Origin of the sequence: Micromonospora sp. DT31 (assembly GCF_049841795.1) — a bacterium.
Lineage (GTDB): Bacteria > Actinomycetota > Actinomycetes > Mycobacteriales > Micromonosporaceae > Micromonospora.
In genome coordinates, this window is record NZ_JBNCKZ010000005.1 from 120029 (window position 1) to 136569 (window position 16541).

At 73.9% G+C, this 16541-nt stretch carries 16 protein-coding genes; 10 read left to right on the forward strand and 6 right to left on the reverse strand.

The genetic code is table 11. The features are described from left to right. Positions 1-6: 6 nt before the first annotated feature. Entirely contained in the window at positions 7-795 is a 789-nt protein-coding gene (locus tag ACLQ2X_RS10885) for an MBL fold metallo-hydrolase (protein ID WP_425680856.1), read from the reverse strand. Next, entirely contained in the window at positions 785-5299 is a 4515-nt protein-coding gene (locus ACLQ2X_RS10890) for an HAD-IC family P-type ATPase (RefSeq protein ID WP_425680857.1), read from the reverse strand. Before ACLQ2X_RS10890 ends, ACLQ2X_RS10885 begins: the two co-directional genes overlap by 11 nt. Positions 5300-5497: 198 nt before the next feature. Here ACLQ2X_RS10890 and ACLQ2X_RS10895 point away from each other — a divergent pair, with 198 nt between their 5' ends. The 4 genes from ACLQ2X_RS10895 to ACLQ2X_RS10910 all read left to right on the forward strand — a co-directional run bounded on the left by ACLQ2X_RS10895 (position 5498) and on the right by ACLQ2X_RS10910 (position 8723). Continuing rightward, complete coding sequence (locus ACLQ2X_RS10895) at positions 5498-6877, forward strand: MFS transporter (RefSeq protein WP_425680858.1); 1380 nt, start codon at positions 5498-5500, stop codon at positions 6875-6877. 230 nt (positions 6878-7107) lie between these two features. Then, entirely contained in the window at positions 7108-7887 is a 780-nt protein-coding gene (locus ACLQ2X_RS10900) for an SDR family oxidoreductase (RefSeq protein ID WP_425680859.1), read from the forward strand. Between the two features lie 36 nt (positions 7888-7923). Next, complete coding sequence (locus tag ACLQ2X_RS10905) at positions 7924-8076, forward strand: hypothetical protein (protein WP_425680860.1); 153 nt, start codon at positions 7924-7926, stop codon at positions 8074-8076. A gap of 98 nt (positions 8077-8174) precedes the next feature. Then, complete coding sequence (locus ACLQ2X_RS10910; protein WP_425681080.1) at positions 8175-8723, forward strand: YbaK/EbsC family protein; 549 nt, start codon at positions 8175-8177, stop codon at positions 8721-8723. Between the two features lie 36 nt (positions 8724-8759). Here the strand turns inward: ACLQ2X_RS10910 and ACLQ2X_RS10915 are convergent, their stop codons facing one another. From ACLQ2X_RS10915 to ACLQ2X_RS10930, 4 genes are all read right to left on the reverse strand, one after another. Further along, positions 8760-9392 (reverse strand): DsbA family oxidoreductase, encoded by a 633-nt coding sequence (locus ACLQ2X_RS10915; protein ID WP_425680861.1) that lies wholly within the window; start codon positions 9390-9392, stop codon positions 8760-8762. Between the two features lie 20 nt (positions 9393-9412). Further along, a complete protein-coding gene (locus tag ACLQ2X_RS10920) occupies positions 9413-9838 on the reverse strand; it encodes a SufE family protein (RefSeq protein ID WP_425680862.1) in 426 nt (141 codons plus the stop codon). An 89-nt stretch (positions 9839-9927) separates the two neighbouring features. Beyond that, positions 9928-10347 (reverse strand): CBS domain-containing protein, encoded by a 420-nt coding sequence (locus ACLQ2X_RS10925; protein ID WP_425680863.1) that lies wholly within the window; start codon positions 10345-10347, stop codon positions 9928-9930. A 56-nt stretch (positions 10348-10403) separates the two neighbouring features. Continuing rightward, the gene (locus tag ACLQ2X_RS10930; RefSeq protein WP_425680864.1) at positions 10404-12173 is read right to left on the reverse strand and encodes a proline--tRNA ligase; all 1770 of its coding nucleotides are present in this window, start codon (positions 12171-12173) and stop codon (positions 10404-10406) included. A gap of 174 nt (positions 12174-12347) precedes the next feature. Between ACLQ2X_RS10930 and ACLQ2X_RS10935 the strand changes: the two genes are divergently transcribed. The 6 genes from ACLQ2X_RS10935 (at position 12348) to ACLQ2X_RS10960 (ending at position 16430) form a co-directional block, all read left to right on the forward strand. Then, positions 12348-12722: a VOC family protein gene (locus tag ACLQ2X_RS10935; protein WP_354866400.1), complete on the forward strand. Its 375-nt coding sequence runs from the start codon at positions 12348-12350 to the stop codon at positions 12720-12722. A 1-nt stretch (position 12723) separates the two neighbouring features. Next, positions 12724-13554: a class I SAM-dependent methyltransferase gene (locus tag ACLQ2X_RS10940; RefSeq protein WP_425680865.1), complete on the forward strand. Its 831-nt coding sequence runs from the start codon at positions 12724-12726 to the stop codon at positions 13552-13554. Next, positions 13551-14105 carry a putative immunity protein gene (locus ACLQ2X_RS10945; protein WP_425680866.1) on the forward strand — a complete coding sequence of 185 codons (555 nt, stop codon included), beginning with the start codon at positions 13551-13553 and terminating at the stop codon, positions 14103-14105. Before ACLQ2X_RS10940 ends, ACLQ2X_RS10945 begins: the two co-directional genes overlap by 4 nt. Beyond that, on the forward strand, positions 14102-14617 hold the full coding sequence (locus ACLQ2X_RS10950) for a putative immunity protein (protein WP_425680867.1): 516 nt from the start codon (positions 14102-14104) through the stop codon (positions 14615-14617). Before ACLQ2X_RS10945 ends, ACLQ2X_RS10950 begins: the two co-directional genes overlap by 4 nt. Positions 14618-14724: 107 nt before the next feature. Then, the gene (locus tag ACLQ2X_RS10955; RefSeq protein WP_425680868.1) at positions 14725-15255 is read left to right on the forward strand and encodes a SigE family RNA polymerase sigma factor; all 531 of its coding nucleotides are present in this window, start codon (positions 14725-14727) and stop codon (positions 15253-15255) included. Next, entirely contained in the window at positions 15252-16430 is a 1179-nt protein-coding gene (locus tag ACLQ2X_RS10960) for a hypothetical protein (RefSeq protein WP_425680869.1), read from the forward strand. Before ACLQ2X_RS10955 ends, ACLQ2X_RS10960 begins: the two co-directional genes overlap by 4 nt. Positions 16431-16541 lie beyond the last annotated feature (111 nt).

Below are 16541 nucleotides of genomic sequence, written 5' to 3' on the forward strand. Positions count from 1 at the left end.
GGTCGGTCAGGGGACCAGCGGCACCGTCTCACCACGGAGGACGGTGCGGACCTGGCCGGCGAAGCCGCGCCGCCGGGCCTCCTCGACGAAGTGCCGCAGCGGGGACCGGAACACCGGGTAGTCGTCGTAGTGGATCGGCACGGTGAGCCGCGGCCGGATCAGCTCCACCACGTCGGCGCCCTGCCGGGCGTCCATGGTGAGCAGGATGCCGGCGATCCGGGTGCCGCCCAGGTGGATGAGCATGGCGTCGATGTCCGGGAACCGGGCCGGGATCTCGGCGAGCTGCGGCCGGCGCAGCGTGTCCCCGGTGACGTAGAGGCGGAAGCGCCGCTGTCCACCCCGCTCCAGGTCGATCAGGCTGCCCATCACGTCGGGCAACGCCCGGTCCAGCAGGCCGGGACCGTGCTGGCCGGGCAACGCGGTCACCCGCAGCGTCTCGTCGCCCCGGTGCTGCTCGTACGCGCGCCAGGTGGGCAACCCCTGCGCCGCCCCGAACCCCCAGCGGCGCAGCTTCCGTTCCGCCTGGGGTGTGGTGAGGATCGGCAACGCCTGGTCCAGTTCGCGCCGGGCCACCCGGTCGAAGTGGTCCCCGTGCAGGTGGGACAGGATCACCGCGTCCAGCGGGGGCAGCTCCGCGATGGTCAGCGCCGGGTCCGTGCCGCGCTTGGACCACAGCCCTCGACCCAGGTACGCCCGCTGCCCCCGGTGCAGGAAGTTCGGATCGGTGAGCAGGGTGAAACCGCCGATCCGCAGCACCGTGGTCGCCGTACCGACGAACGTCACCTCAGGCGTCATGCCCTTCGCCGTACCCCTGATCGGAACGCCCATGCGAACCGGGCTGCGGCAGCCGGTCCACCAGTTTGCTGAGCGCGCCGTTGGCGAACGTCGCGCCGAGCGCCGACCCGGCGGCGATGGTCCAGCCCACCGGCCCCAGCGGGGTGCAGCCGAAGAAGTGGCTGACCCCGGGGGTCTGCACCACCACGACCAGCACACCCACCGACGCGGCGGTGGCGGCCAGCACGGTGGGGCTGGTGCCGCCGGCCAGCACCGTCTGCCCGAGTTGGGTGCCGATCAGCGAGGCCAACGCGACGGTGCTGGCCCGGCGGCGGGTGCCGGTCCACCGGGCCACCGTCCAACCCGCGGTCGCGCCAAGCGTGGTGGACGCCGCGCGCAACCCGATCTCCCGGGTCATGGTCGTGCCGAGTGAGGAGTCCGGGCCCTCCCGCAGCAGGTCGTCGGCGCCGTCGTGGGCGGGTGGGCGCACCGCCACGGCCAACGCCGGCGCCAGGTCGGTGAGCAGGTTGACAAGCAGCAGTTGCCGGCCGTTCAGGGCGGACCGGCCGGTCGAGGCGGCGGTGAGCACGCTGAACGCGATCTCACCGAGGTTGCCGCCGACCAGGATGCTCAGCGCGTGGCGTACCGACGACCACATGGCCCGCCCCTCGACGAGCGTGGCGATGATCGTTTCCAGCCGGTCGTCGGTGACCACCAGGTCGGCGGCGGCGCGGGCAGCAGGCGTGCCCCGCTGGCCGAGCGCGATACCCACGTCGGCGAGGCGGATCGCCGGGGCGTCGTTGGCGCCGTCCCCGGTCATCGCCACGGTCCGGCCCTGACGCTGCAACGCCTGGATGATCCGTACCTTGTGCGCGGGCGTGCACCGCGCGACCACGTCGGTGGCCATCAGGCGTTCGGCGAGCGCGGTGTCGTCCAGCCGGTCCAGGTCGGTGGCGGTCACCACCCGCTGCCCGCCGTCGTCCGGGCTGATCGTGGCGGCGATCGCCTCCGCGGTCGCCGGATGATCGCCGGTGATCATGACGGTGTGCACACCGGCCGCGCGGATCCGCTTCACCGCCGGTCCGGCGCTGTCCCGCACCCCGTCGGCGAGGGTCAGGAAACCCACGAAGACCAGCCCGCGGACCTGCTCGTCGGTGACCGACCCGGCGGACACCCGGCACTCGGCCACAGCGAGGATGCGATGCCCGGCGCCGGCCCGCCCGGCCAACATGGCCTGCACCTCGTCCCGTCCGGCCCCGTCCAACGGCCGGTCACCCGCGGCGGTACGCCGAGACGTGCACCGCGGCAGCACCGACTCCGGTGCGCCCTTCACGCTGAGCAGCAGCCCGTCGCCGGTGCGCCCGACCGTGGCGCTGTAACCCCGGGACGGCTCGAACGGCACCCCACCGGTCGCGGTCCACCCCGCCGCGCCGGCCTCCTCGACCACCCCGGCGGTGATCGCCCCGTGGCGTACCGCCCGGTCGGTGTGCTGCGGCAACTCGTCCGGGTCGGCCGCCGCCGGAGTGGCCCGCAGCGCCGCGGCAAGCGTCGACCGCAGCGGCCCGTCGAGGCGGTCCACGGGGGCGTACCGGTCGTCGCCCGCACCGACCCCGGCCAACCGCAACCGGCCCTCGGTCAGCGTGCCGGTCTTGTCGAAGCAGAGCACGTCGACCCGGCCCAACGCCTCGATGGTGCGGGGGTTGCGGACCAGCGCGCCGTGCTCGGCCAGCCGCCGCGCCGCCGCCAGCTGCGCGGCACTGACCAGGAACGGCAGCCCTTCCGGCACCGACGCCACGGCCAGGTTCGCGGCGGTCGCCGCCGTTTCGGCAAGCGGTACGCCCCGAAGCAGCCCCGCCCCGGCCACCGCGATCGCCGAGCCGGCCGCCAGCGGCACGGCGCTGCGGGTCAACGTGCCCAGCCGCGCCTCCACCCCGCTCACCGGCGGCGCCTGCCGGGCCAGGGCGAGACTGCGCCCGGCCTCGGTCTCCGCGCCGGTGGCCACCACCACGGCGGTACCGTGCCCCGCGGCGACGGTGGTGCCCTCGAAGAGCATCGAATGCCGCTCGGCGACCGCCGCGGCGACAACCGGGTCGCTGCCCTTCGCCACCGGTAGCGACTCACCTGTCAGCGAGGACTCGTCGGCCTCCAGGCCGTCGCTGGTCAGTACCCGGCAGTCGGCCGGTACGGCGTCACCCGAGCCGATGCTGACCACGTCACCGCGTACCAGTTCCTCGGCGGGCACCACCCGTTCGACGCCGTCACGCAGCACCCGGGCGGTGACCGCCGAGCGGGACAGCAACTCGGCCAGGGACCGCTCGGTGTTGCGCTGGTGCACCGCGCCGACAAGCGCGGAGCCGCCGACCACGCCACCGACGAGGGCCGCGTCGACGAGCGAACCGAACGCGGCGGACAGCACCGCACCGGCCGCCAGCACCGGGGTGAGCGGGTTCGACAACTCGTCGACGAACGCCCGCAGCAACCCGGCCGGCCCGTGCCCGTCGCCTACCGCGCCGCGCCGACGCCGGAGCGCCTCCTCCTCGGTCAACCCGGACCGGGCGGTGCCGAGCTGGTCGAGGACCGTCTCCACCGGCATCAGATGCCACGCGGTGAGTGCGGGCAGCGGGGCGCCGGTGCGGTCCGGCAGCCGGCTCGCCCGGAACACGCCGTGCGCGAACGCGACCGCCGCCGCCCCGTTCACCGCCGCCAGGCTCGGGCGGGGCAACCGCCGCGGGTCGGCGGTGAACGCGCTGAGCGCGCCGAGACCGCTGCCGGCCATGGCGACCCGGATGTTCTGCGCGGTCATCCGGCGCGCCACCCCGGCCGCGTCGACGAGCAGGGCGGGTACCCGCAGGTCGTCGCCGACCAGCAGGTGCGCGCCCCACGGCGGCAGGTCGTCCGGGCCGTACACGCCGAGACCGCAGTCGGACGCGGCGAGCGCCGACCGGTCGCCGGAGACCACCATCACCGTCGCGCCGTCGCGTTGCAGGTCACGCACGGCGGCGGCGAACCGGGAACCGCCCGGCACGAGCAGGTCCGCGAAGTCGTACCGGCCGTCGTCGTCACCGGCGACCACGAGCCGCAGGCCGGCCTGGTGGGCCGCGGACACCAGCGCGTCCACGCCGGGTGCCGGTTCCGGCTCGACCCGCAGTACGGCGGCGAGCCGGCCGCCCTCGGCCAGCCCGAGCAGCCGCCCGCCGTCGGCACGGAGCCGACCGCCGTCGGGGGTGTCCCCCGGTTCGTCGGCGCGCAGCCGGTCCAGTGGACCGATCCGCCAGCCGCCGGCGGCGCGTACCGCGTCCGGGTCGGCCGGGTTGAACAGGGCGAACGCCCGCGCGGCGACCTGACCGGCGTCCGTGCCGGCGAACGGCGCCACGTCGACGAGCACACCCCGCTTCGAGCCGAGCACCGCCGCGTCCAGCACCACCGTGTCGATCCGGTCCAGTTCCCGCAGCACCGCGCGGTCCATCGCGATCACGCCACGCCGGGCGAGCATCCGGCCGAGTTGGGCGCCGTAGCCCTCACGGCCGCTACCGGGAGCCTTGGGCAGCGCGGAGAGCGCCAGCGCGGCGGCCCGCTTCCGCCCCAGCACCGGCCACGCCGCCGCGCCGGCCAGCGCGCCGGCCGGGAGCACCACCTTGGCGTAGCGCTCCGGTTGCCCGTCCGGGACCGGGCAGGGCCGCTCCCCGTCGGGCACCCGGGCGACGGCCCGCTGCGGGTCGCCGGTCAGGTGCGGCTCGGCCCGTCGCCACGCGGCCAGCTGGGCAGCGCCCTCACCCCACTGCACGACCCGCTGGGCGCCGTCCAGCACGATGCCCGCCCAACCACCGGTGAGGCCCTGCACCACGGCCTCGGCCAGTGGGAACAGCACCTCGGCGCGAGGGTCGGCGCGGATGCCCAGGCCGGCCAGCGCGTGCAGCTTCGGATGCAGGTCGATCGCGCCGAGCAGGCCGGCGACCTCGGCGGGCACGGGGGTGAGCGGCAGGACCCGGGTGGCCGCGGAGATGCCCAACCCGAGCGCGTCGGACAGCAGCGCCCCGAACGTACGGGCGGTACGCGGGCCGTCCTCCGGCGGCTGCGGTGGCTCGATCTCCGGGTCCGGCTCGTACGCGCTGGTCCGCTCGACGCGGGCGACCGTGGCGATCAGGTCGCGCAGCTTCGGCGGCGGCTGCGTCGTGGCCACCACCACCCGGCCGGACGGCGCGTTGACCCGCGCCCAGGCCACCCCGGGCATCCCCTCCAGCGCCACCTCGACCTGCCGGGCCAGCCGGTCACCGCCGTCCTGGCACACGCCGTGCACCTCGATGTGGTGCCGGCCGTCCTGTGACCACACCCGTCGGCTGGTCAGCCCGGTGAGGCGGGCCAGCCGGGCGGCGGCCGTGCCGACGTTCCCCGCCACCTCGGTGACCCGGGCCGGCACGGCGTCGGTGGGCAGTGCGGACCCGACGGTACGCACCGCACGCGCGGCGACCCCCGGTACGGCCGCCGGGGCCAGCAGGAGACCGGCGAACCGCCCCAGCGAGGTCATCGAGCGGTAGGGCCGGTCAGTCGGTGGAAGTCGTCGCAGCCGTACCCCATCTCGCCTCCCGGTCTCGTCCCGGCGGCCCGACTTCCCGGCGCGGCGTCCGTTATGCCACCGGGACAGCGGAAGTTTCCGGCGGCGGGCTCACCGGGCGGGACGGACCACGGTTGACCTCAACCGGGGGTGAGGTCGGAAGCTGGACCCATGAAGACCAGCACCCCCACCGCGCCGGAGGCCACCCCCGCCAGCCTGTGGTCGCCGCGGCTGCGGGCGATGACCGTGGGCAGCGTCGCCCTGGTGTCCCTGCTGGCGTTCGAGGCGTTGGCGGTGGGCACCGCCATGCCGACGGTGGCGCGGAGCCTGGACGGGCTCGGCCTGTACGCGCTGGCCTTCGGCGGCCCGTTCGCCACAGGTGTGGTGGCGATGATCGCCTCGGGCATCTGGTGCGACGCACGCGGACCACGGGCGGTCATGTGGCACGGCGTGGCCTGGTTCGTGGCCGGTGTGCTGGTCGCCGGCGCCGCACCGACCATGGAGGTGCTCGTCGTCGGGCGGGTGGTGCAGGGGTTCGGCTCCGGCCTGCTCTCCGTGGCGCTCTACGTGATCGTCGGCCAGGCGTACCCGCAGGAGCTGCGGCGGCGGATCTTCGCCGCGTTCGCCGCGGCGTGGGTGGTGCCGTCGCTCGTGGGACCGGCGCTGGCCGGTCTGATCGTGGAACACCTGGGCTGGCGGTGGGTGTTCCTGGCGGTGCCGGCGGTCGCGGTTCCGGCGGCGCTGCTGATCCAACCCGGGTTGACGGCCCTGGCGGCCACCGTGCCGACCCGCCCGCCGGCCGGCGCGCTGGCCCGGATCGGGTGGGCCTGCGGGGCCGGGGCGAGCGCCGCGCTGCTGCACTACGGGGGGCAGCAACGCGGCCTGCTCGCCGCCGGCCTGATCGGGGTGGCCCTGGCCGGGCTGCTCACCTGCGTACCGCACCTGCTGCCGGCCGGTTTCCTGCGCGCGGCGCGCGGCCTGCCGACGGTGATCGGGTTGCGCGGGCTCGCCTCGGCGGCGTTCGTCGCCGCGGAGGTGGTGATCCCGCTGATGCTCTCCCGCGAGCGGGGTTTCACGCCTACCCGCGCCGGCCTGGTGTTGACCGTCGGGGCACTGTCCTGGTCGTTGGGCTCGTGGGTCCAGGGCCGGGTCCACTCACCCCGGTCGGTCGCCAGCCTTCCCCGAGCCGGGCTGGCCTGCATCACCGTCGGTACGGCGGGCGTGGCGTCCGCCCTGGTGCCCGGGCTGCCGGTGCTGCCGGCGGTGTTCGCCTGGGCCGTGGCGGGCCTCGGCATGGGACTGCTCTATCCGACGTTGTCGGCGCTGACCCTGGAGCACTCCGCGCCGGCCGAACAGGGCCGCAACAGTTCGGCGTTGCAACTGGGCGACTCGCTGGCCGCCGCAACCGTTCTGGCGCTCACCGGTGCGGTGTTGGCCGCCGGTTCGTCGCCCGGACCGGTCAGCTACGTGGTTACGCTGACCATCGCCGCCGGCTGCGGTCTGCTGGGCCTGCTGCTCGCCGGGCGGGTGGTGCCCCGCCCGGCCGGCTGACCGGGCCGGTTTCCGGCGGTCACGATCCGCGTCGCTCGCCCGTCCTGTTGTCCGAGGGCCGGAAGCGGCCGGTGCTGTCCGGGTGGGGCCTGAAACCGGCGGGTGCTGTCGGGTGGGGCCGGAACCGGCCGGTGTTGTCCAGGGTGGGGCCGGAACCGGCGGGTGCTGTCGGGTGGGGCCGGAACCGGCCGGTGCTGTTCGGACGGGCCGGACCGACGGGGGGAGTGACGATGCGGGTGCTGGTGACCGGGGCGACCGGGCGACTCGGACGGGTGGTGGTGCCCCGACTGCGGGACGAGGGCTTCACCGTCCGGGCGCTCAGCCGCCGGCCCCGCACCGGGGACCCGGTGCAGTGGCGCGCCGGGGACCTCGCCACCGGTCAAGGGCTGGCCGAGGCGGTCGACGGGGTGGACGCCGTGCTGCACCTGGCCTCGTCGCCGAATCGGCGTACCCACCAGGTCGACGTGCTCGGCACCCGCCGCCTGGTGGTGGCCGCCGGCCACGCCGGGGTTCGTCACCTGGTCAACGTCTCGATCGTCGGCGTCGACCGGGTGCCGCTGAGCTACTACCGGCACAAGCTTGCGGCCGAGCAGGTGGTCGCCGCCGGCCCGGTGCCGTGGAGCGTGCTGCGGGCCACCCAGTTCCCCGAGTTCCTGGACGAGCTGCTCGCCGGTGCCGGCCGCCTCGGCCCGGTGGTCGGGGACCGGGCGGTGCTCGCCCAGCCGGTGGACCCGGGTGAGGTGGCCGAGCGCTTGGCGGTGCTGCTGCTCGCCGGGCCGTCCCAGCGGGTCGAGGACTTCGGCGGACCGCAGGTGCTCCGCTTCGACGAGGCGGCCCGCACCTGGCTCGCCGCCCGTCGGTCCCGCCGGCCGCTCGTGCCGATCCGGGTGCCCGGGCGGCTCGGCCGGGAACTGCGGGCGGGCGCTCTCACCACGACCGCCACCCCCACCGGGAACCGGACCTGGGCCGACTACCTGGCGGACACGTACGGGGGAACCGGCGAAAAGTGAGACCGGGTCGGTTCCGGGTCGACCTACCGTGGCCGCATGCTGGCCTTCGTCGCTATCACGGTTTTCTACGTCTTCGGCTTCGTCTTCCTCTACGGCGTGATCCGGGTCGGTGTCCGGCACGGCATCGAGGACGCCCGGGCCAACCGCCCCGAGGAGCTGACCCGCCGCCACCTCCCCGAGAAGGTGTAAGGAAGGGCCCCCTGTTAACGCCTGCGGTAGAGGAAGGGACCCTGCTTAACAGGCATCGCCGAGCGGGTTGCCCAACCAGGTGCGAGGATCGCGGCGTGATGGGAACGCTGAAGACCGAGCCGGTCCGGTCCCGGCCCGACCTGCTCGCCCCTCCGGTCGCCGCGGCGGTGCAGGCGTGGCCGGACGAGGCCCCGGTGGACGTGGACGACGTCCTTGTCGCCCCGATCGACGCCGAACTGGCCGACACCGCGGCCTTCTGCGCGGCGTACGAGGTGGAGTTGGCGGAGTCGGCCAACTGCGTGGTGGTGGCCGGCAAGCGTGGCGGCGAGATCCGGTACGCGGCGTGTGTCGTGCTCGCCACCACGCGCGCCGACGTGAACGGCGTGGTGCGGCGGCTGCTCGACGTCCGTAAGGCGAGCTTCGCGCCGATGGCCGAGGCGGTGGAGCTGAGTGGCATGGAGTACGGCGGGATCACGCCGATCGGCCTGCCGGAGGACTGGCCGATCCTGGTCGACTCCCGGGTGATCGCCACGCCACACGTGATCATCGGATCCGGCGTCCGGCACAGCAAGATCGCCCTGCCCGGGCCGGCGCTCGGGGCGCTGCCCGGGGCAGAGGTCGTGGACGGCCTGGCCAAGCCGGCCTAGGGCCTCACCGGCATCGATCTTGTTCCACGTGAAACATCAGGCCGCCGCCTCGCGCTGCGCGACCTCGCGGAGCGCGGCGAGCAGCGTCTCCGGCTCCTGGGCGCCGGTGACCGCGTACTTCCCAGCCAGTACGAACGTCGGGACGCTGGAGACGCCGAGCTGGTGGGCGGCAGCCAGGTCGGCGGCCACCTCGCGGCGGCCCAGGTTCGACTCCAGGTAGCGCCGGGCCTCGGTCTCGTCCAGACCGACCTCGCCGGCCAACGTCACCAGCGCGTCGGGTGAACCCACGTCGACGCCGTCGTGGAAGTGCGCCCGGTAGAGCCGCTCGACCAGTTCGGCCCCGCGACCCTGCTCGGTGGCGAAGCGCACCAGGCGGTGCGCGTCGAACGTGTTCGCGGCCACCGCCTGGTCGAACCGCAGGTCGAGGCCGGCACCCGCGGCGATCCCGGTGACGTGGGCGGCCATGCCCTCGGCCTTGTCGCGACCGCCGAACTTGTCGCCGAGCGCGTCGAGCAGCGGCTTCGGTTCGGTGATCGGCGTCGGGTCGAGCTGGAACGGCCGGTGGTGCACCGTCACCTCGCCGTCGTACGACTCAAGGGCCTGTTCCAGGCGGCGCTTGCCGATCCAGCACCAGGGGCAGACGACGTCGGCGTAGATCTCGATCTCCATGACCAGCGACAACCCGTCGGTCAGGAGATCTGTTCCCGGACCTGGCGCTTGAGGCGGGCCAGGATGGCGGTGCCGCCGCGTACCCGAAGCGGGCTGATCGCCTGGGCCAGCCCCATCCGCTGGTAGAGGTCGTCCGGTACGGCAAGCACCTGCTCGGCGCTCGCCCCGGCCAGACCTTCGGCGAGGATGCCGGCGAACGCCCGGGTGGTGGGTGCCTCGGGCGGGCAGTCGAAGACGGTGCTGACGGTCTTGTCCGCGTTCACCTCGGCGCCCAGGAAGAAGGCGGTCTGGCACTCCGGGACCTGCTCCAACTCCTCCCGGTTCACGCCTTCGGGCAGGGGTGGGATCACGTCGGCGAACTCCAGCAGCATCTCCAGCACCACGTCGCGCGGGGCGCCGGCGAACTCGTCGACGATCTCGGCCAGCTTGGTCGGCATCTCGGGCATGGATCGAGGCTATCCGCCGCCGTCCGCGCCCGTGCGGGGGTGTCGGGCGGGCCCACCCTCCGCCGGAGGCGTCGAGCGGGACCCACCTCTCACACGTTCGGGGCGGCCTCGCTGATGTCGCTCAGCGCCGACTGGGGATCGAGCTGCATGGCCAGGTCGCCGAGGGAGATGATGCCGACCAGCTTGCGCTCGGTGTCGCAGACGAGCACCCGGCGGATGTTGCGTTCGCGCATCAGCGCGGCCGCCTCGTTCGCGGTGCAGTGCTGCTCGATCATGACGACCTCGCGGGTGATGATCGAACCGATCGTGGTGGTGCCAGGGTCGGCTCGTTCCGCCACCGCCCGAACCACGATGTCGCGGTCGGTGAGCATGCCGGCGAGCGTGGCGCCGTCGGTCACCACCACGTCGCCGATGTCCGACTCCTTCATCACGCGGGCCGCCTCGTCCAACGGGGTCTCCGCCGGGAGATAGACCACTTGCTTGGTCATCACGTCACTGACGCGGAACATGAGAGCCTCCGAGAATATTTCGGTCGATCCGACTGCGGTACCCGGTGGTGCGATCGCTACACCCCGTTGCGGCGCGTCGCGGCCACCTCGTCGACCAGACGTGCCACCACGTCCTCTGTCGACAGTTCCGTTCGCTCGCCGGTGGCCCGGTCGCGCAGCTCCACGTATCCGTCGGCGAGACGACGGCCGACCACGACGGCGCGCGGGATGCCGATCAGCTCGGCGTCGGTGAACTTCACCCCCGCCGATACGTGGACGCGGTCGTCGACGAGCACCCGCAGGCCGGCGTCGGCGAGTCGGCCGCCGAGCTCGACCGCCGCGTCGAGCTGTGGGCCCTTCCCCGCGGCGACCAGGTGTACGTCGCACGGCGCGACCGCGGCCGGCCAGACCAGGCCCCGGTCGTCGTGGTGCTGCTCGGCGACCGCGGCGACCGCGCGGGACACGCCGATGCCGTAGCAGCCCATGGTCGGCCGGACGGGCTTGCCCTGCGGGCCGAGCACGTCGACCGCGAACGCGTCGGTGTAGCGGCGCCCGAGCTGGAAGATGTGCCCCACCTCGATGCCCCGCCGCAACGTCAGCTCACCGTCGGCGCAGGCCGGGCAGGGGTCGCCGGGCCGCACCTCGGCTGCCTCGATCGTGCCGTCCGGTACGAAGTCGCGCCCGCACACCACGGCGGTGGCGTGCCGCCCCGGCTCGTTCGCCCCGGTCAGCCAGGCGGTGCCGGGCACCACCCGAGGATCGACCAGGTAGCGGATGCCGTGCTTGGCCAGGATCTGCGGCCCGATGTAGCCACGGACCAGCTCCGGGTGTGCGTCCCAGTCCTCGAAGACGGCCACTGTGGCCGGGGTCAGCACCGCCTCGACCCGCTTGAGGTCCACCTCGCGGTCGCCGGGCAGCCCGATCACCAGCGGCTCGCTCTGCTCGGCACCGGACCGGCGGACGGTGAGGACCACGTTCTTCAGGGTGTCGGCGGCGGTCCAGCCGGTACGCCCGCCCAGCTTCCGCGCCTCGGCCAGCTCGACAAGTGCCGCGATGGTCGGCGTCTCCGGGGTGTCGTGCACCTCGGTGGGCGGGTGTGCGTCCGGGTCACCGGCGGCCGGGGCCCGGGTCACCACCGCCTCGGTGTTCGCCGCGTAGTCGCAGACGGTGCAGCCGACGAACGTGTCCTCGCCGACCGGCGTGGCGGCCAGGAACTCCTCCGACGCGGACCCACCCATCGCGCCGGACATCGCGTGGACAGTGGTGAACTCCAGCCCGAGCCGGGTGAAGACGCGCTGATAGGCGGCCCGGTGCCGGTCGTACGCCTCCTGGAGCCCGGTGTCGTCCAGGTCGAACGAGTAGGCGTCCTTCATCAGGAACTCGCGCCCGCGCAGCAGACCGGCCCGGGGCCGGGCCTCGTCGCGGAACTTGGTCTGGATCTGGAACAGCGTCACCGGAAAGTCCCGGTAGGACGTGAACAGGTCCTTCACCAGCAGTGCGGCCAGTTCCTCGTGGGTCGGCGCGAGCAGATGGTCGGCGCCCCTGCGGTCGGCGAGTGTGAAGATGTCGTCCCCATACTCGGTCCACCGCCCGCTGGTGCGGTAGGGCTCGGCCGGGAGCAGCGCCGGGAAGTGCACCTCCTGGTCGCCGATGGCGGTCATCTCGTCCCGCACGATCTCGGTGATCCGGTCCAGCACGAGTCGGCCCAGCGGCAGCCACGTGTAGCCGCCCGGCGCGGCCCGCCGGACGTAGCCGGCGCGGACCAGCAGCCGGTGGCTCGGCACCTCGGCGTCGGCCGGGTCCTCGCGCAGGGTTCGAAGCAGCAGGGTCGACATGCGCAGCAGCATTGCCGCAGCTTATGGCGCGAGCAGACGGCCGGGCGACCCCTTTCGGTGTCCGTGCGGACCGATCATCGCCAGCTCGGCGAGGTGGCGGTATCGACACCAGCCGGATGCCGCAACCCCCGCCGAGGTGGCGCGGACGGGCCAGACAATGCCGCAAGGATGGGGTAGTAATGCGGCATGGCTGAGCGACCGCTGATGAAGCTGACGACCACGGTGCTGGACGCGCCGTCCGCAGAGGACCTGGCCGCGTTCTACGAGCGGCTGCTCGGCTGGATCCGGCACGAGGAAGAACCCGAGTGGGTCGTGCTCGCCCCGCCGGAGGGCGGCCACTGGCTGGCGTTCCAGGACGAGTCGGCCTACGTGCGGCCCGTGTGGCCCGCCGGTCCCGGTGACCAGCAGATGTCGGTCCACCTGGACATCAAGGTCGACGACCTGGAGGCGGCCGTGGCATACGCGGTGTCGGTGGGCGCGACGCTGCCGGACTTCCAGCCGCAGGACGACGTCCGGGTGCTCCTCGACCCGGTGGGTCACCCGTTCTGCTTCTATCTCTGACATGGGCAGCGCCACTCCATTCGACCGCGCGGTCAGCCAGTACGCGAGCACGACCGGCAACCTGACCGCCCGCATGGCGCTGCACTCCCACGGCACCAACCCGCAGGGCTGGTTCGCCTGGTTGGGCGAGCGGCTGCCCCTGAGCGGAGAGGTCCTGGAGGTGGGCGCCGGCACCGGTGAGCTGTGGCACCGGATCGGCCGTCGGGGCCGGCTCACCCTCACCGACTTCTCGCCCGCCATGTGCGCGCGTCTGCGCGAGGTGCCGGGTGCGCGGGTCCTGCGATGCGACGCCGCGCGCCTGCCGTACCGCGACGGCACGGCAGGCGTGGTGATCGCCAACCACATGCTCTACCACCTGGACGACCCGGATGCCGCGCTGCGCGAGTTCGCCCGCGTGCTGCGCCCCGGCGGGCGGCTCGCCGTCGCGGTGAACGGCCGCGACCACCTCGCCGAGCTGAACGCGCTCGGAACGGTCATCGGCCGCCCCGACCTGGCCGTCCGGTTCTACGACCAGAATGACGTCACGGCCGAGACGACGTCCGCCCGGATCGAGGCGGCCGGCTTCTCCGACGTGACCGTCGAGCGTTACCCGGACGAGTTGGCGGTTCCGGCCGTGGAGCCGATCCTGGCCTACATCGCCAGCATGATCGGGCCGCTCACCGCAGCGCAGGAGGCGGCCACGCGGGAGGCGGTGGGCGCCCGCATCGCCGCCGATGGCGCCTTTCGGGTGCGCAAGCACACCGTCCTGGTCAACGCGGTGCGCGGCTCCGAGCGGTTCGTCGGCTGGGGCCCGTACCGGCGCGGCGCCACCGATACGATGCCGGCGACATGACAGCGCCCGGGGACTTCGAGCTGACGACGGACGAGCTGCGCGAGGTGGCGCGGTACGCGGTCCGGCACGCCGAGGACGTCCTCGCGGTCTACGAGCGGGCGGTTCCCGGCGACGGCCGCCCCCGCGCGGCTGTCGACGCGGCGTGGACGTTCGTGCGCGGTGCCGCCCGGACGAAACTCCAGCGGGTCGCGTCCCTGGAGGCGCACCGGGCCGCCCGGTCCGCGCCCACCGAGTCCGCGCGCCTGGCCGCCCGGGCCGCCGGTGACGCGGCGGCGGCCGCCTATCTGCACCCCCTCGCGAAGGCCACCCAGGTCGGTCACATCCTGCGGGCCGCCGCCAACGCCGCGCGGGTCGCCGAACTGGAAGCCGGTGGCGACGAGAGCGTCCGGCAGGCGCTGCTGGACCGGTCCCGAGGACTCGCCACACCGGAACTCGTCGACGTGCTCCGCCGCTACCCGCCGGTGACCGGCGGCGGCGGCCGGGTCGCCCGACTGATGAGCGCCCTCGACCACGACCTGCGCCACGGCGGCGGACCGGAGGCCGCGTCGTGATCCTGCCGAAGGTCCGCGATCCCCGGTTCACGACGATCCGTCGGGGTGGGACGCTCACCGACGAGCACCACCACCTGCTGGCGCTCTGGGCCGCCACCTGCGCCGAGCACGTCCTCGGCCTGTTCGAGGCGGTCCGGCCGGACGACAGCCGTCCGCGCGAGGCGATCGAGCACGCCCGCGCCTGGGTGCGGGGCGAGGTCGGGATGATGCACGCCCGGGCGGCCGGTGGGCACGCCATGGGCGCGGCCCGGGACCTGCGCGGCGCGGCCCGCAACGCCGCGTACGCCGCCGGTCAGGCAGCGGTCGTCGCCCATGTCGCCGCGCACGAACTCGGCGCCGCCGCGTACGCGATCAAGGCGGTACGCGCGGCGGCGCCCGCCTGCCTCGGCGAGACGGCCGGACGGGCCGAGTGCCGGTGGCAGCGCGACCAACTCCCGGCGGAGATCCGCGACCTGGTCCTGGACGACCAGCGCCTGCGCAACGACATCTGCTGGTCGGTCTTCGACTGCTGAAGGGGCTGTCGAGAAACATCGACCGGGGACGGCAACCATGGCGTGGGCAGGTGGCGTCTGGGAAGGCGTCACGCTGATGCACCACCTGACCCCAAGGACCGGCTCGTGTGGACCCTCTCCTGAATGAGTTCGACTTGTTCGTCCGAACTCGCACCCCCGCCTTACTGCGCTCCGCCTACCTGCTCACCGGCGACCAGCATCTGGCCGAGGATCTCGTCCAGTCCGCGCTGGCCCGTACCCACCGCGCCTGGAACCGGCTGCACGAGACCGGCAACGCGGAGGCGTACACCCGAAAGGTCATGTACCACCTGCAGATCTCCTGGTGGCGGCGTCGCCGGGTGGCCGAGTCGATGCCGGGCGATATGCCCGAACCGCGCGGAGGCGGCTCGGCCCCCGACCACGCCCAGCAGACCTCGCTCCGGCTGACCCTCCGGGCCGCGCTGGCCCGGCTCTCCCCCAAACAACGGGCCGTGCTGGTCCTGCGGTTCTTCGAGGACCGCACCGAATCCGAGGCCGCCAACCTGCTCGGCGTGACCGTCGGCACCGTCAAGAGCCAGACGTCCAAGGCGCTGGCGAAGCTGCGCAGCGTGGCCCCGGAGCTCGCCGAGCTGTACGTCGCGAAAGGAACCGCCCGATGAACCAGGACCGACTGCGTTTCGACCTGGCCGACCTGGCCGAGGAGGTCGCCCCGGTCGACCTGCGGGACCGGGCGCTGCGCACCTCGCGGCGGCTCGGCATCCAGCGGGCCGTGGCCACCTCCGCCGCCGCGCTGGTGGTGCTGGCCGCCGCGACCGGGACGGCACTGGCGATCCGGCCGAACAGCCAGGCGCCCGCGCCGGCCGGGCCGTCGGTGACCGTCACCGCCCCGCCGGCCGAGCCGTCCCGTACGCCCTCCGCCGAGCCGTCCAGCACACCGTCGAACAAGCCCGACGACACCGTCACCGGTGGGTCAAGCGCCGACGTGACGTTCGGGCGGATGGTCTACGTCCCGTCCGAGGTGCCGAACGGCGCGTCCTCGGCGAGCACCGTCCGTCTCCAGTCCTGGCGACCGGGCGACGACCCGGTCCGCCTGCTCAGCGTCCCGGTTCAGGCGGCGTTGCTCAACGTCGTGGCGTCGCCGGACGGGAAGCGGGCGGCCTGGGTCGACGACACCGGTGCGGTGTGGGTGTCGGCCCTCGACGGCTCGGGGCCGCGCAAGCTCAGGGACGGCGTCGACGACATGTGCTGGTCACCCGTCTGGTTGCCGAACTCCCAACAGCTCGTCGTGCGGCTGACCGGTGCCGGTGGCAACAGGGACACCGGTGTGCTGGACGCCTCGTCCGGGAAGTTCACGAAGGTGACCAGCTTCGACGGCTGTCACGCAGTGTTCGCGGCGAACGGGACGCTGGCGTTCGCCGACGGCTCCGACGGCACGATCGTCCTCACCGACCGGAACGGCAAGGCGCGGCGGACGATCCCGGACCTGGGCACCAAGGGCAGCCGGTACGTCACCTTCGACCTGTCCAGTCTCTCCCCGGACGGCCGGCGGATCGCGCTGTTCCGGATCGATCGCAGTGGCACGTACGGAGACGCGGCGCGGGGCCTTCTCGTGAACGCCGTGCTCGACACCCGCACCGGGAAGGAGGTGGCGCTGCCGCTGGATGGACGCCAACTGTCGCAGGTCTTCTTCCAGCCGGACGGATCGATGGTGGTCCGGGTCCGCAGTGGCGGCGGCTACGCGGTGATCCTGGTGGACGCGGCGGGCAACAAGATCGCGGAGCAGGTGGAGCCCTCGTCGCTGCGGAACATGCAGATCGTCAGCGCGCTCGGCTGAGGCGATTCGTCGGGGGGGGGCCCCGGCCCGGGGGCCGCCCCCCCGCGGTGCCCCGGCCGGCGCGCGGGGGGCAATTTTTGGTTGGGGGGGCCACCCCCCCCTCGAAAACCC